Raw genomic sequence first — 14,959 nt, 5'->3', positions numbered from 1 at the left:
ATTCGAGCCATGTCGATCCTCGCGGGACGCTCGACCGCGCGGGAGCAGGGGGCCTTCGCCGCACAGGACCCCGCCCCGCTGCGGGAGCGTCTCCTCGAGGCCGCGGTCGACCTGATGACCACCGCCGGCTGGGGCCGGGTCACCATGGCCCGCCTCGCCGACGAGGTCGGGGTCAGCCGGCAGACGGTCTACAACGAGATCGGCACCAAGAACGACCTCGCCGAGGCGATGGTCATGCGCGAGCTCGACCGCTTCCTCGCCGGCGTCAACCGCTCCTTCGACGAGAACCCCGACGACCTGATCGGCGCGATCCGCGACTCCGCCCGCCGCGTCCTGAAGTACGCCGAGGACAACGCGCTCCTGCACGCCGTCGTGTCCGCCACCCACGGTGCCGACACCGAGCTCCTGCCGCTGCTGACCACCCACTCGGAGTACCTCCTGGAGGGCGCCAAGCCTGGTCGTCGCGGAGCGCGTCGCGTCGTACGACGTGGACCTGCCGGAGGGACGCCTCGACGCGAGCATCGACATGGTCGTCCGGCTGGTCCTCAGCCACGTCATGCAGCCCACCTCGACCCCGGCGCAGACGGGCGACGACATCGCCTGGATCGCGGCCCGGGTGCTGGCCTGACCTGCGACGTTCCGCCCCTGGCCCTGTTGCGACGTACTACCCTCGGTCCCGGGAGGACTGCCGGGAGGACCGGTGGCGGGGAAGGTGCCATGCGGTTGGCGCGACGCGCGCGGACGAGTGCTGGGCTGACGACAGGGGCGGCAGCCCTGCTGGTCGCTGCCCTCCTGTCCGGCTGCGGCACGCCGAGCAAGGACGCCGGTGAGAAGAAGGACGACCCGACCCCGGCGTCGGCCTCCACCAGCCCGGTCCCGACGAACGCCCTCGACCCCGCGCACGCGGTCTCCGCGCCGGGCAGGTTCGACGGCACGCAGTACGGCGACGACCTGCTGCTGGTCAGCGACGAGACCCTCCCGGCCGATGTGCTGAAGCAGGTCGTCGAGATCACGGTGGGCACGGGCAAGGCCAGGAAGAAGGGGATCGCGGCCTACGACCTGCTGTCCTACGGAAACTTCTCGGTCGAGAACAAGTTCTACAACATCGCGGCCGTCGACGCCGCGAAGTACCGCGCCTTCACCGGCTCCCGCAGTGCGGAGTTCCAGGAGCAGTGGGACCGCATCGCGGGCGGCGAGATCGCGATCATGGACCGGTTGCAGAAGGAGATCCCCGTCGACGGCGAGGGCTACGTCGACGTCGGCAAGCAGCGCCTCCACGTCGGCGCCTGGTCGCCCGCCGAGGTCGACGCGATCGATGCGATGGTCAACGAGAAGTGGGGCGAGACGCTCGGCCTGCCGAAGGACAACGCGATCCTCATCAACACCGGCATCGCCTCGCCCCAGGCCGTCCGCGAGGTCATCGAGAAGAGGTTCGGCGTCAAGCGCTTCTCCATCACCGCGCTCGACATCGTCGCCTCGGAGGGCCTGGACCTCAAGGCCTACCAGAACGTCATCCCGGTCGGCGCGTTCAGCGACGCCGTCGGGGTCTTCCGCTACCGCCCGATCGGCGGGGGCCGGATCGCGCCGGACCCGGGCTGGGTCAGCTCGCACATCGTCAGCGAGGTGGTGCCGATCCTCGGGCGGGTCAGGCTGCAACAAGTTCATGATGCCGCAGGCCAAGGCCGCGCTCCTGGAGATCCAGGCGAGCAAGGCTCGCCGACAAGATCCACCCGGGCGAGTACGCCGGGTGCTACTACCCGCGCTTCATCGCCGGCTCCAACAAGGCTCTCCAACCACTCCTTCGGCCTCGCCCTGGACATGAACGTCCCCGGCAACCAGCGCGGCACGGTCGGCCAGATGGATCGTGGCGTGGTGGCGATCTTCAAGCGCTGGGGCTTCGCCTGGGGCGGCGACTGGGCCTTCACCGACCCGATGCACTTCGAGCTCGCGCGGATCGTCAACCCCGGCTGAGCCGATGGCGCGAGCGCGTCGCTCCTCCCGCGTCGGCTACTGGACAGTAGGCGACTGTGACAGCACTACTGTCATCTTCCGTGCCAGAATGCGGCCATGACGTTCGCGCTGGGTCAGGGAACCGGTCCGCTCCAGGGCCTCAAGGTCGTCGAGATCGCCGGCATCGGGCCCAGCCCGCACGCCTGCATGATCCTGGCCGACCTGGGTGCCGACGTGATCCGCGTGGAGCGCCCCGGTGGTCAGATGCTGACCGGCGGCTCGCACGACCTGCTCAACCGTGGCCGCCCGAGCGTCGCCCTGGACCTGAAGAACCCCGAGGCGGTCAGCACCGTGCTCGACCTGGTCGAGCAGGCCGACGTGCTCGTCGAGGGGATGCGCCCGGGCGTCGCCGAGCGGCTCGGGTTCGGGCCGGAGGAGTGCCACGCCCGCAACCCGCGGCTGGTCTACGGCCGGATGACCGGCTGGGGCCAGGAGGGCCCGTGGTCGCAGGCGGCGGGCCACGACATGAACTACATCGCCATCACCGGCACCCTGCACGGCCTGGGCCAGGTCAAGGAGAAGCCGCAGTTCCCGACCAACCTGGTCGGTGACTTCGGTGGCGGCTCGACGTACCTGGTCATCGGGATCCTGGCCGCGGTGCTGGAGGCCAGGACCTCCGGGCAGGGCCAGGTCGTGGACGCCGCGATCGTCGACGGCACCGCGCACCTCAACGCGATGACGGCGGCCTTCCTGGCCGGCGGCGGGTTCAAGGAGGAGCGGGCGGCGAACCTGCTCGACGGCGGCGCGCCGTACTACGACATCTACGAGACCGCCGACGGCGAGCACATGTCGGTGGGCGCGCTGGAGCCGCAGTTCTACGACCTCTTCCTGGAAGCCTGCTCGGCATCGAGGAGACGGCGCCGGACCGCTGGGACCTGGAGAAGACCGACGAGCCTGCGCACGCTGATCGCGAGCACCTTCGCCACCAAGACGCGCGACGAGTGGTGCGCGGTCTTCGACGGCACCGACGCCTGCGTCGCGCCCATCCTGAAGATCAGCGAGGCTCCCGACCACCCGCACATCAAGGCCCGCGAGGTCTTCGTCGAGCACGAGGGGATCGTGCAGCCGCAGCCCGCCCCGCGCTTCTCCCGGACCGGCGCCACGCTCTCGCACCCGCCCGCCCCGGGGGCCGGAGCGCACACCCGCGAGGCGCTCGAGGCCTGGGGCGTCGCGGACGTGGAGGGACTGCTCGAGCGCGGCGCTGCGGTGCAGGTCACGGACTGAGCGTCCGCCGGGATTGAGCCGCCCGGCACGCCGGCGGGTAGGCTGACCACGTCGATCCGGCCAGTCTTGCCCCGGATCTCGGCGCACCGCGCAAGCGGCCGCGCCCCTCACCAGAGGCACCGCTCCGACGCTCGTCGCCCGACGAGCAGCACGGCGAGACGCCCACCTGAGGGGATCGCCGCGCCTGCGCAGCGCTCTCCGGAGAGAAACACCGTGACTTCCACCTTCGCCGACCTCGGCGTGCCCACCGACCTGCTCACCGTCCTGGACGCCGAGCAGATCACCGTCCCCACTCCGATCCAGGCCGCGACCCTGCCGGACTCGATGCGCGGACGCGACGTGCTCGGGCGGGGCCGCACCGGCTCCGGCAAGACCTACGCCTTCGCGCTGCCGCTGGTCGCCCGGCTCTCCGCCGCGCCGCGCAAGCCCGCGCCGCGCCGGCCCCGTGCGCTGATCCTCGCGCCGACCCGGGAGCCTGGCCAGCCAGATCGCCGCGACCGTCACCCCGCTCGCCGAGGCGGCCGGCCTGCGCACCACCGTCGTCTTCGGCGGTGTCGGCCAGGGCCCGCAGGTCACCGCGCTGCGCACCGGCGTCGACGTGCTCATCGCGTGCCCCGGCCGGCTCGAGGACCTGATCGGCCAGGGCCACTGCAGCCTCGCCGACGTCGAGGTCACCGTGCTCGACGAGGCCGACCACATGGCCGACCTGGGCTTCCTGCCCGCCGTACGACGGCTGCTGGACCAGACCCCCAAGGGCGGTCAGCGGATGCTCTTCTCCGCCACGCTCGACAACGCGATCGACGTGCTGGTCAAGCGCTTCCTCAAGGACCCCGCGGTCCACGAGGCCGACTCGGCGCAGTCGCCGGTCGCCAAGATGGACCACCACGTGCTGCACGTCGAGCGCGAGCACCGCCTGCCCGTGCTGCTCGACCTCGTCAGCGCCCCGGGCCGCACGGTCGTCTTCACCCGCACCAAGCACGGCGCCAAGGCACTGGCCCGTCAGCCTGAACAAGAACGGCGTGCCCGCGGTCGACCTGCACGGCAACCTGAGCCAGGGCGCCCGCACCCGCAACCTCGACGCCTTCCACAGCGGCACGGCGACCACGCTCGTCGCGACCGACATCGCCGCCCGCGGCATCCACGTCGACGACGTCGCCCTGGTCGTGCACGCCGACCCGCCGGCCGAGCACAAGGCCTACCTGCACCGCTCCGGCCGGACCGCCCGCGCGGGCGCCGCCGGCACGGTGATCACGCTGATGACCTCCGAGCAGCGCAGCGACGTGCGGGCGCTGACCCGTGCGGCCGGCATCACGCCGACCACCACCAAGGTCAACAACCCCAACCACCCGCTGCTGCAGGACCTCGCCCCCGGCGAGCGCTCCCGCCCGGGCGGCATCGACCTCACCCCGGCCACGCCGCAGGGCGGCGGTGCCAGGAGCGGCGGCAGCGGCGGTGGCGGCCGGCGTCGCAACGGCCCGAAGAAGCCGGCGGCGAAGAAGGCCACCGCGGCCAAGCCCACCGGCCAGGGCTCCGGCGGCGGCCGCAACCGCTCCCGCGCGCGTCGCGGTGGCAGCGGTCAGGGCGGCTCCGGCGGCGGGCACAGCGCCGCCGGCTTCACGCTCCGGCCGGCGCTGAGCCTCAGCGGGTCGCGCGCGGGTTGCGCGCGGCCCGCGCCACCGCCGCCTCGTAGGCCGACACCAGGCCGCCGACCGACAGCGGCTTGAGCCGCTCCATGATCTCGCGGAAGTGCTCGGAGGCTCCGGCGTCGTCGTACAACGGCGCGAGCTTTGTCGTGCACCACCTCGGCGAGTCTCCTTGGCCATCTGCTCGCCGTGCTCCTGGTAGACCGATGCCGCGGCGACCGCGACCTCGCGCGGGAAGCCGAGCTCGAGCAACCGGGTGCCGATGGTGAGTCTGGTTCGCCGCCACGAGGTACGACGAGCCGCGCACCCGCAGCACGCCCAGCGCCTGCAGCGTGGCCAGGTCCTCGCCCGACAGCGCCCGCCCGGCGGTGCGCTCCAGGCTGGGCGCGGTCCATCTCGACGGGCAGGTCGGACTGCCAGGGCGCGAGCATCGTCCGGGCCAGCGCGATCTCCTCGGGCGTGGCGTCGGCGGGGATCCCGGCGACGTACCGCTCGATGGCCGACAGCGTGAACCCGTGGCTCTGCAGGCTCCAGGACCAGGCTCGATCCGCGCGACGTGCACCGCGGAGTAGTAGCCGGACCGCCCGCGCCGGATGGGCGGCGGGACCAGGTTGCGCGAGGTGTAGAAGCGCACCGTCCGCACGGACAGCCCGACCCGCTCGGTGAGACTCGTCGAGGGTGAGCAGCGCGGGCTCCTCGGCGCTACGGGATGCGGCGTGCGTCACACCCTCGGATGGGCCCTCGCTCTTGACCATGACAGTAATAGTGTCACAATCGTCGGGTGGGGACACCCCACTCCACGCCCAACGAACCAGGCAGAGAAACAAGGACGGTCATGGCAGAAGCATTCGTGTACGACCACCTCCGCACGCCGCGCGGCAAGGGCAAGGCCAACGGCTCCCTCCACGAGTCGAAGCCGGTCGACCTCGTCGTCGGGCTGCTCGACGCGCTGCAGGAGCGCAACCCGGGCCTCGACCCGAACCGCGTCGACGACGTGGTGCTCGGCGTCGTCTCGCCGGTCGGCGACCAGGGCGGCGACATCGCCAAGACCGCGGCCATCGCCGCCGGCCTGCCGGACACCGTGGCCGGTGTCCAGCTCAACCGCTTCTGCGCCTCGGGCCTCGAGGCCGTCAACCAGGCCGCGAGCCGGGTCCGCGGTGGCTTCGAGGACCTGATCATCGCCGGTGGCGTGGAGTCGATGAGCCGCGTCGCGATGGGCTCCGACGGTGGCGCCTGGGCGTCCGACCCGTCGACCGCGTTCAAGGCGGGCTTCGTGCCGCAGGGCATCGGCGCCGACCTGATCGCCACGGTCGAGGGCTGGAACCGCGAGGACGTCGACGCCTACGCCGCCGAGTCGCACCACCGTGCCGCCAAGGCGTGGGCCAACGGCTACTACGACAAGCCCGTCGTCCCGGTGAAGGACATCAACGGCCTGGTCCTGCTCGACCGTGACGAGACCGTGCGCCCCGACACCTCCGTCGAGGGCCTCGCCGGCCTCAAGCCGTCCTTCGCCCAGGCTGGGCGCCGACGCCGGCTTCGACGACGTCGCGCTGGAGAAGTACCACTGGCTGGAGAAGATCAACCACGTCCACCACGCCGGCAACTCCTCCGGCATCGTGGACGGCTCGGCGCTGACGCTGATCGGCAGCGAGCAGGTCGGCCAGGACCTCGGCCTGACCCCGCGCGCCCGGATCATCGCGACGGCCGTCTCCGGCGCGGACCCGATCATCATGCTCACCGGTCCGGCCCCGGCCGCCCGCAAGGCGCTGGCCAAGGCCGGCCTCGAGGTCGGCGACATCGACCTGTTCGAGATCAACGAGGCGTTCGCCGCCGTGGCCATGCGGTTCATGCGCGACATGGACATCAGCCACGAGATCACCAACGTCAACGGCGGCGCGATCGCGATGGGCCACCCGCTCGGTGCGACCGGCGCGATCATCCTCGGCACCCTCATCGACGAGCTCGAGCGGCGCGACCTGCGCCGCGGCCTCGCCACGCTCTGCGTCGGCGGCGGCATGGGCATCGCCACGATCGTCGAGTCTCGTCTGAGCAGCGGACCAGAGACCTCAGGACAAGGAACGACATTGAGCACCGAAACCCAGACCGCTGTCCGCTACGACCGGGACGCCGACGGCATCGTCACCCTCACCCTCGACGACCCCAACCAGAGCGCGAACACGATGAACGAGGCTCTACCGCGCGTCGATGGCCGAGGCGGTCGAGCGCCTGTACGCCGAGCAGGACGACATCTCCGGCGTCGTCATCGCCTCCGCGAAGAAGACCTTCTTCGCCGGCGGTGACCTCAAGGCTGATGGTCCAGACCACCAAGGAGAACGCGGGCGACGTCTTCGCCCAGTGCGAGAGCATCAAGCAGGCGCTGCGCCGCCTCGAGCTCTTCCCGAAGCCGGTCGTGGCCGCCATCAACGGCGCCGCGCTCGGTGGTGGCTACGAGATCACCCTCGCCACCCAGCACCGGATCCTGGTCAACGACCCGAAGATCAAGGTCGGCCTGCCCGAGGCGACCCTCGGCCTGCTCCCCGGCGGCGGCGGCGTCACCCGCGCCGTGCGCAAGTGGGGCCTGCAGACCGCGCTGATGGACGTGCTGCTGCAGGGCACCCAGTTCAACCCGGAGACCGCGCTGAAGAAGGGCGTGGTCGACGACCTGGTCGCCACCCAGGACGAGCCTGATCCCCGCCGCGAAGGCGTGGATCAAGGCCAACCCCGAGGCTGCCCTCTCGCCGTGGGACGCCCCCGGCTACAAGATGCCCGGCGGCACCCCGAAGAGCCCGGCCCTCGCCGGCTTCCTCCCGGCCTTCCCGGCGCTCCTGCGCAAGCAGACTCAAGGGAGCGGACTACCCCGCCCCGCGGGCGATCCTCTCGGCCGCGGTCGAGGGCGCGCAGGTCGACTTCGACACCGCCTCGCGGATCGAGTCGCGCTACCTGGCCAACCTCGTGGTCAACCAGGGCTCGAAGAACATGATCCAGGCGTTCTTCTTCGACCTGCAGGCCATCAACTCCGGCTCGCTCCGGCCGCAGGGCATCGAGCCCTACAAGGCCAAGAAGGCCGTCGTCCTGGGCGCCGGCATGATGGGTGCGGGCATCGCCTACGTGCTGGCCAAGTCCGGCACCGAGGTCGTCCTCAAGGACATCTCCGTCGAGGCGGCCGAGAAGGGCAAGTCCTACTCCGAGGGCCTGCTCGACAAGGCGATCAGCCGGGGCAAGTCCACCGAGGAGAAGAAGGCCGAGTCTGCTCGGCCGGATCACCGCGACCGACGACCCGGCCGCCGCGGCCGGTGCCGACATCGTGGTCGAGGCGGTCTTCGAGGACCCGGCCCTCAAGGCCAAGGTCTTCGCCGAGATCCTGCCGCACCTCGCGCCCGACGCCGTGCTGTGCTCCAACACCTCGACCCTGCCGATCACCGAGCTGGCCGCCGGCCTGGAGAACCCCGAGGACGCGAAGCGGTTCATCGGCCTCCACTTCTTCTCCCCCCGTGGACAAGATGCCGCTGGTCGAGATCATCGCCGGCAAGGAGACCTCCGACGAGGCGCTCGCCAAGGCCTACGACGTCGTCCTGCAGATCCGCAAGACGCCGATCGTGGTCAACGACAGCCGCGGCTTCTACACCTCGCGGGTCATCGGCTTCATGGTCAACGAGGGCATGGCGATGCTCGCGGAGGGCGTGGCGCCGTACTCCATCGAGCGGGCCACCACCTCGGCCGGCTACCCCGCCCCGGTGCTGCAGGCTCTCCGACGAGCCTGAACCTGGAGCCTGATGGCCAAGATCGCCAAGGCGACCATCGAGGCCAACCCTGAGTCTGCCGGTGCACCCGGGCCAGGCCGTCGTCGGCAAGATGCTGGAGGCCGGCCGGGCCGGTCGCCTGCGCGGCGCGGGCTTCTACGACTACGAGGACGGCAAGCGCGGCTCCATCTGGGCCGGTCTCGCCGACCTCTTCCCGGTCGCCGAGGAGCAGCCGCCGATCCAGGACATCCGGGACCGGATGCTCTTCGCCGAGGCGCTGGAGACCGCGAAGACCTTCGAGGAGGGCGTCATCACCTCGGCGGCCGCCGCGAACATCGGCTCCATCATGGGCATCGGCTTCCCGCCCAACACCGGTGGCGCCGCGCAGTTCATCACCGGCTACGAGAACAAGGCCACCGGCGAGATCGGCATCGACGCGTTCATCACCCGGGCGGAGGAGCTCGCGGCGAAGTACGGCGAGCGGTTCCAGCCCACGCAGTGGCTGCGCGACCTCGCCGCGTCGGGCAAGGGCTTCCCCGCCTGATCGAGCAGCCTGATCGAGCAGCCTGATCGGGCAGCACTGATCGGCTGACCGGGCCGGCACGAACGGACTATCCGTTCGTGCCGGCCCGGTCCTTTTCGCGGTGCCGCGCCCTCGCGAGGATGGGGGCATGACGGGGAGGGCAGCCTTCCGCGGCGTCCTGGTGGACGGACTGCGGGTGCGCCTCGGCGCGGTCGAGGCGGTGACAGGGGTGGACCTGCGGGTCGAGCAGGGCCAGGTGCTGGGCCTGCTGGGCCGCGCCGGTGCGGGCAAGTCGACGACGATGCGGGTGCTGGCCGGCGTCATACCGCCCAGCGAGGGCACCGCCCTCGTGGGTGGGTACGACGTGCGTGAGGCCACGATCGAGACGAGACGCGCGATCGGGTACTGCCCCGACGCGGGTGGCCTGGTGCCCGGCGCGACGCCCTGGGAGCACCTGCAGACCAGCGCCCGCCTGCGGGAGTCTGTCGCGCTGGGAGGCGCGGGGTCGCGCACTGCTGGAGCGCTTCGACCTCGGCGGCGTGGCGCACCGGGCGACGGACGGCTTCGGCCCGCGCCTGTCGCGCCGGCTCCGCGTGGTGCTGGCAGCCCTGCACGAGCCGGAGGTGCTGCTCCTCGACGAGCCCTTCGACGGCGTGGACCCGGTCGGGGTGGCGGCGACCCTCGAGGTGGTCGAGGAGGCGCGGACCCGCGGCGCCGCGGTGATCGTCTCGACGCGCCTGCGCGACCTCGCCGTCGAGACGTGCAGCGAGGTGGCGGTGCTGAGCGGAGGGAGCCGCATGATGACGATCTCCGCGGGCTTCATGGCCGGCGACGACGGCGCCCGGGCCTACCGGGCGCTCCTCGCCGGCTGATCCCGGGACGACCCGGGACCGGGTGAACACACGACGCTGCCGCGGCCCGGGATCGGTAGGGTCGGCCGGGTGACCGATCAACCCCTCCGCGTCCTCATCACCGGCGCCGCCTCCGGACTCGGCGCCGCGCTCGCCTCGGCCTGGGAGGGTCGTGGGGCGCAGGTCCTGCGTACCGACCGTGCGGACGCCGACGGCATCTTCCGCCTCGACATCACCAGCGACACCGACTGGGCCGCCGCACGCGAGCACGTCGAGCGGACCTGGGGCGGGCTGGACGTGCTCGTCAACAACGCCGGCATCGCGGGCGGCGGCCGGCTCGACGTCTCCGGCATCGACGAGTGGCAGCGCCTCGTCGACATCAACCTGCTCGGCGCGGTGCGCGGAACGGCGACCTTCACGCCGCTGTTCAAGCAACAGGCTCTCCGGGAGGATCGTCAACGTCGCCTCGCTCGCCGGCCTGGTGCACCCCGCCGGGATGGCCGGCTACAACGCCACCAAGGCCGCGGTGGTGGCGCTCACCGAGACCACCGGCCACGAGTCGGCGGCCCACGGGGTGAGCGCGCACGTGGTCTGCCCGTCGTACTTCCGGACCAACCTGATGGCCGGCGTCGAGGGCCGCGACGCCGCGCTGCAGCACGTGATGAGCAAAGCTCGTCGAGGGCAGCCCGATCAGCGCCGACGACATCGCCACCGCGGTGCTGGAGGCGATCGACGCGGGCACCGAGTCGATCGTCCCCGACGAGGCGGCGCGTGGGGCCTACGGCCTCAAGCAGACCGACCGGGCGTCGTACGACGCCGTGATGCGCGCTCAGGCCCGCAAAGCCTGGAGGCGATCGCCGATGAGTGAGCCGCGCGAGGAGTCCCGCCCGGTCCGCGACGAGGACGCCTTCGACGTCGCGGCGGTCGCCGACTGGCTCGGGCGCGGCCCGATCGCCGAGGTCCGTCAGTTCCCCGGCGGCGCGTCCAACCTGACCTACCTGCTGCGGATGGCCGAGGGCCCCGAGCCGATCCTGCGCCGCCCGCCGGCGGGCACCAAGGCCAGGGGCGCGCACGACATGGGCCGCGAGTTCCGGATCCAGGAGGCGCTGCGGCCGGTCTTCGCGCAGGTGCCGGCGATGGTCGCCTACTGCACCGAGGCGGACAGCCCGATCGGCAGCGAGCCTCTACGTGATGGAGCGCCTGCACGGGCTCATCCCGCGCCGCGACTTCGGGTTCCCGGTCAGTGCCGAGCAGGCGGACGCGCTGTGCAGCAACGCCGTCGACACCCTCGTCGCCCTGCACGCCATCGACGTCACCGCGGTGCCCGGCCTGGCGGCACTGGACAAGGGCCAGGGGTACGTCGCCCGGCAGGTCGGCGGCTGGGTCAAGCGGCTCGAGAACGCCCGCACCGACGACACCGGCGACTGGTCGGACATCACCGCCTGGCTCGAGGCGAACCAGCCCGCCGATGTCGGCTCGGCCATGATCCACAACGACTACCGCCTCGACAACATGGTGCTCGCGGCGGACGACGTCACGCGGATCATCGGGGTCCTGGACTGGGAGCTGGCCACCGTCGGCGATCCGCTCATGGACCTGGGCTGCGCGCTGTCGTACTGGGTGCAGGCCGACGACGACGACTTCTTCACCATGACCCGGCGCCAGCCCACGGCCGACCCGGGGATGTGGACCCGCCAGCAGGTGATCGACGCCTACCTCGAGCGCAGCGGGCTCTCGATCACCCCGGAGCAGTGGCAGTTCTACGAGGTCTTCGGGCTGTTCCGCTTCGCCGTCATCGCCCAGCAGATCTGGTACCGCTACTTCCACGGGCAGACCACCAACGAGGCCTACGCCTCCTTCGGTCCCGCCGTCGCCGGCTTCGAGGCGCGCTGCCGCCGGATCCTCCGCGGCTGATGGGCCTGCTGCTGCTCGTCCGGCACGGCCAGGCATCCTTCGGCGCCGACGACTACGACGTGCTCTCCGCGACCGGCTGGGAGCAGGGCCGGGTGCTCGGGCGCTGGCTCACCGCGCACGGTCCCGCGCCCGTCTCGGCGGTCCACGGCGGGATGCGCCGCCACCGCGAGACCTGGGAGGCGATGGAGATCGGCGGGCCGGACGCCGCGATCGACGAGGACTGGGCCGAGTTCGACCACCTCGCCGTGCTCGCCCGCCACGCGGAGGCCACCGGCGTCACCACGAGCCACGACGCCGACCGCCGCGCCTTCCAGGAGCACTTCGAGGTCGCCACCGCGCACTGGACGACGGCCGGCGGGGACGCCGGCTACCCCGAGCCGTACGACGCCTTCGTGGCCCGCGCCCGCCGTGCGCTCGCCGCGGCGGCCGGCCTGCCCGGGCCCACCGTGGTGGTCACGTCGGGGGGTGTGATCGCGGCACTGGCGGCTGCTCTCGTCGTACCCGACGGGGGAGCGGTGGGACCCGTCTGGGCCCGCTTCAACACGGTCATCGCGAACACCTCGGTCACCCGGGTGATCGTCGGCGCGACCGGCGCCCGGCTGCTGACCTTCAACGAGCACCCGCACCTGCCGCGGGACCTCATCACCTACCGCTGAGATGTCCGACCAGGCTGAGCAACGCCCTGATCGCGACCGTCCTCGGCACCGGGGTCGCCGTCGTCCTGCTGATCCCGGTGGCCGCGGTGCAGTATCGCCGCGACGGCCGGCTCGGCCCGCGCGACCTGATGGTGCTCCTGTCGGGCGCGATCTACGGGCTGGCGCTGTGGACCTACACCCTGCTGCCGATGCCGGTGGACGGCGACTACACCTGCGTGGGCCGGCAGACCACACCCTTCGGCACCATCGGCGAGATCGCCTGGCGTGACGCCGGGACCCGGGAGGGGCTGGCGGCACTGGCCCGGGACCCGGCGTTCCTGCAGGTGGCGCTCAACGTGCTGCTCTTCGTGCCCCTCGGGTACTTCGTGCGCCGGGTGCTGCGCCGCGGCGTGCTCGTCGCCACCGTGCTCGGCCTCGGCACCTCGCTGCTCATCGAGACCACCCAGGCCACCGGGGTGTGGCACCTCTACTCCTGCGCCTACCGGCTGCTCGACGTCGACGACCTCATCCTCAACACGCTCGGCGCCACCGTCGGCTCGCTCGCGGCGGCCGTCGTGGTCCGGCGCAAGCGGCCCGAGGTGGTCTGGCCGACCTCGCTCACGGCGGGCCGGCGGCTCGTCGGCATGGTGTGCGACGTGCTCTTCGTGCTGCTCCTCGGCTCGGCCCTGGCGGTGACCTACCGCGGGGTGCAGGCTCTACCTGCTCGACGTGCCCCTCGCGGACCTGGAGACCACCCCGCAACGCCTGCTGCAGTGGGGCGTCCCGGCCCTGGTGGAGGTGCTGGCCGTGCTGCTCGCGGGCCGCACGATCGGCGAGTGGGTCGTCGCGGTGCGGCCGGTGGCCCGGGCGCTCCCGGCACCGCTGGCGCGGGTGGTCAAGGCTGCTGACCGGCATCGGGCCCTTCCTCGTGCTCGGCGCGGTCGAGGCCGCATGGAGCGGGCCCTCGCTGCTGGCCTTCGCGGTCCTGACCGTGATCGGCGTGCTCTGCAGTCGTGGTCGCCGGGGCCTGTCACATGCTCTCGCCGGGATGGAGCCTGGAGATGGTGCGACCAGCCCAGGGGCCTTGACGGGACCGGTCCCCGGTGGGTTGGGTGACGAGGGCGGACCGATCTCCGCACCTCTCGGACCCGAAGGACCGCCATGTCTCTCGCACCGTCTCGCCTCCCTCGCGCCCGCTCGCGCGGCGCGATGATCGCCCCGGTCGTCGCGCTCTGCGCCGCGCTGGCCCTCTGCGCGCCGGCGCTGGCCGACCCGCGCGATCCGGGCCCGGGTGCGGCCGACGGTGCGGGGCTGACGGCGCAGAAGGCGGACCTGAGCCCGTACAAGGCCGGCCGGTACGTCGTGATGCTGGCCGCGCCGCCGGCCGCCACGGCCGACGCGACCCGGGCGGGCGCGGGCGAGCAGTTCGACGCGCGAGGCACGGGCGTCGCGTCGTACACCAAGAAGGCTGCGGGCCTCCCACGACGCCCTCGGCAAGGACCTCGGCTTCGACGTCGAGCGGCACTACACGATCTCCGCCAACGGTTTCGTGGCCGACCTGAGCGCGAAGCAGGCCACCGAGCTCGCGACCGATCGGCGGGTGCTCACCGTCGAGAAGGACTCGCTGGTCTACGCCGACACCTGGAACACCCCCGACTTCCTCGGCCTGACGGGCAGGAAGGGCGTGTGGAAGCAGGTCGGCGGCCAGACCGCGGCCGGTGACGGCGTGGTGGTCGGGGTCATCGACTCGGGGATCTGGCCGGAGTCGCGCTCCTTCCGCGGGAGCCCGCTCACCGCGGCCCCGCAGGGCCGGTGGGGTCTGAAGATCAGCGGGTCGGCCACCTCGATGCGCAAGTCCGACGGCGGGCTCTTCCGGGGCCAGTGCCAGGCCGGCGAGGAGTTCGCGGTCACCGACTGCAACAGCAAAGTCGGTCTCTGCCCGCTCCTACGTCCAGGGGTACGGCGCCGCGCGCACGGTCGAGGCCGACTACCTCTCCCCGCGCGACGGCAACGGCCACGGCTCCCACACCGCGTCCACCGCCGTGGGCGACCCGGTCACCGGCGTCTCGACCGAGGGCGTCGACTTCGGCGACATCAGCGGGATCGCGCCCGGCGCGAAGCTCGCGGTCTACAAGGCACTGTGGGAGACCCCCGACGGTCGCGCCTCGGGTGCAACCTCGGACCTGGTCGCGGCGATCGAGCAGGCCGTGACCGACGGCGTGGACGTCCTCAACTACTCGATCTCCGGACCGCGCGAGACGACCGTCGAGGCCGCCGAGACTCGCGTTCGAGGGCGCGGCCGAGGCGGGTGTCTTCGTCGCGGCCTCGGCCGGCAACGAGGGCCCGGGCGCATCGACCGTCGCGCACAACAGCCCGTGGCTGACCACGGTCGCGGCCAGCACGCACACCAGGCTTCGAG

General features: G+C 72.2%; 12 protein-coding genes and 7 pseudogenes. 18 read left to right on the top strand and 1 reads right to left on the bottom strand.

The window, feature by feature from the left end; genetic code table 11:
• Window positions 1-9 precede the first annotated feature (9 nt).
• The 7 genes and pseudogenes from G5V59_RS37345 to G5V59_RS21230 all read left to right on the top strand — a co-directional run.
• Window positions 10-393, top strand: a pseudogene (locus tag G5V59_RS37345) (TetR/AcrR family transcriptional regulator); the annotation flags it as partial.
• 94 nt (window positions 394-487) lie between these two features.
• On the top strand, window positions 488-628 hold the full coding sequence (locus G5V59_RS21255) for a hypothetical protein (RefSeq protein ID WP_278259974.1): 141 nt from the start codon (window positions 488-490) through the stop codon (window positions 626-628).
• A gap of 89 nt (window positions 629-717) precedes the next feature.
• Window positions 718-1,971, top strand: a complete 1,254-nt coding sequence (locus G5V59_RS37340; RefSeq protein ID WP_341351275.1) for a M15 family metallopeptidase — start codon at window positions 718-720, stop codon at window positions 1,969-1,971.
• A 96-nt stretch (window positions 1,972-2,067) separates the two neighbouring features.
• A complete protein-coding gene (locus G5V59_RS21245) occupies window positions 2,068-3,234 on the top strand; it encodes a CaiB/BaiF CoA-transferase family protein (RefSeq protein WP_278257782.1) in 1,167 nt (388 codons plus the stop codon).
• 324 nt (window positions 3,235-3,558) lie between these two features.
• Window positions 3,559-3,648 (top strand): annotated as a pseudogene (locus tag G5V59_RS21240) (DEAD/DEAH box helicase); the annotation flags it as partial.
• Between the two features lie 61 nt (window positions 3,649-3,709).
• Window positions 3,710-3,967, top strand: a pseudogene (locus G5V59_RS21235) (DEAD/DEAH box helicase); the annotation flags it as partial.
• 286 nt (window positions 3,968-4,253) lie between these two features.
• Window positions 4,254-4,958 (top strand): C-terminal helicase domain-containing protein, encoded by a 705-nt coding sequence (locus tag G5V59_RS21230; RefSeq protein WP_278257781.1) that lies wholly within the window; start codon window positions 4,254-4,256, stop codon window positions 4,956-4,958.
• On the opposite strand, the pseudogene G5V59_RS21225 reads toward G5V59_RS21230, so the two are convergent.
• Window positions 4,873-5,532, bottom strand: a pseudogene (locus G5V59_RS21225) (MerR family transcriptional regulator); the annotation flags it as partial. The gene G5V59_RS21230 and the pseudogene G5V59_RS21225 overlap by 86 nt on opposite strands.
• A gap of 180 nt (window positions 5,533-5,712) precedes the next feature.
• Here G5V59_RS21225 and G5V59_RS21220 point away from each other — a divergent pair.
• The 11 genes and pseudogenes from G5V59_RS21220 to G5V59_RS21170 all read left to right on the top strand — a co-directional run.
• Window positions 5,713-6,916: pseudogene (locus G5V59_RS21220) on the top strand (acetyl-CoA C-acetyltransferase); the annotation flags it as partial.
• A gap of 272 nt (window positions 6,917-7,188) precedes the next feature.
• Complete coding sequence (locus G5V59_RS21215; protein WP_278257780.1) at window positions 7,189-7,857, top strand: enoyl-CoA hydratase-related protein; 669 nt, start codon at window positions 7,189-7,191, stop codon at window positions 7,855-7,857.
• A pseudogene (locus G5V59_RS37335) lies at window positions 7,854-8,063 on the top strand (3-hydroxyacyl-CoA dehydrogenase NAD-binding domain-containing protein); the annotation flags it as partial. The gene G5V59_RS21215 and the pseudogene G5V59_RS37335, both read left to right, overlap by 4 nt.
• Window positions 7,969-8,307, top strand: a pseudogene (locus tag G5V59_RS37330) (3-hydroxyacyl-CoA dehydrogenase NAD-binding domain-containing protein); the annotation flags it as partial. The pseudogenes G5V59_RS37335 and G5V59_RS37330, both read left to right, overlap by 95 nt.
• A 70-nt stretch (window positions 8,308-8,377) precedes the next feature.
• A complete protein-coding gene (locus tag G5V59_RS21200) occupies window positions 8,378-8,638 on the top strand; it encodes a 3-hydroxyacyl-CoA dehydrogenase NAD-binding domain-containing protein (protein WP_278259972.1) in 261 nt (86 codons plus the stop codon).
• 61 nt (window positions 8,639-8,699) lie between these two features.
• Window positions 8,700-9,161 (top strand): hypothetical protein, encoded by a 462-nt coding sequence (locus G5V59_RS21195; protein ID WP_278257779.1) that lies wholly within the window; start codon window positions 8,700-8,702, stop codon window positions 9,159-9,161.
• Between the two features lie 127 nt (window positions 9,162-9,288).
• The gene (locus G5V59_RS21190; RefSeq protein WP_278257778.1) at window positions 9,289-10,038 is read left to right on the top strand and encodes an ATP-binding cassette domain-containing protein; all 750 of its coding nucleotides are present in this window, start codon (window positions 9,289-9,291) and stop codon (window positions 10,036-10,038) included.
• Between the two features lie 43 nt (window positions 10,039-10,081).
• Window positions 10,082-10,813, top strand: a complete 732-nt coding sequence (locus G5V59_RS21185; RefSeq protein ID WP_278257777.1) for an SDR family NAD(P)-dependent oxidoreductase — start codon at window positions 10,082-10,084, stop codon at window positions 10,811-10,813.
• Window positions 10,708-12,561, top strand: coding sequence for a hypothetical protein (locus G5V59_RS21180; protein WP_278257776.1), 1,854 nt, complete (start codon window positions 10,708-10,710; stop codon window positions 12,559-12,561). The genes G5V59_RS21185 and G5V59_RS21180 overlap by 106 nt, the downstream gene beginning before the upstream one ends.
• A 77-nt stretch (window positions 12,562-12,638) precedes the next feature.
• Window positions 12,639-13,448 carry a VanZ family protein gene (locus G5V59_RS21175; RefSeq protein WP_278257775.1) on the top strand — a complete coding sequence of 270 codons (810 nt, stop codon included), beginning with the start codon at window positions 12,639-12,641 and terminating at the stop codon, window positions 13,446-13,448.
• 692 nt (window positions 13,449-14,140) lie between these two features.
• Window positions 14,141-14,923 carry a hypothetical protein gene (locus tag G5V59_RS21170; RefSeq protein ID WP_278257774.1) on the top strand — a complete coding sequence of 261 codons (783 nt, stop codon included), beginning with the start codon at window positions 14,141-14,143 and terminating at the stop codon, window positions 14,921-14,923.
• Window positions 14,924-14,959 lie beyond the last annotated feature (36 nt).

The organism is Nocardioides convexus (assembly GCF_011090295.1).
Note: the sequence above shows the minus strand (reverse complement) of the source record. Positions and strands in the feature narration are given on the sequence as shown.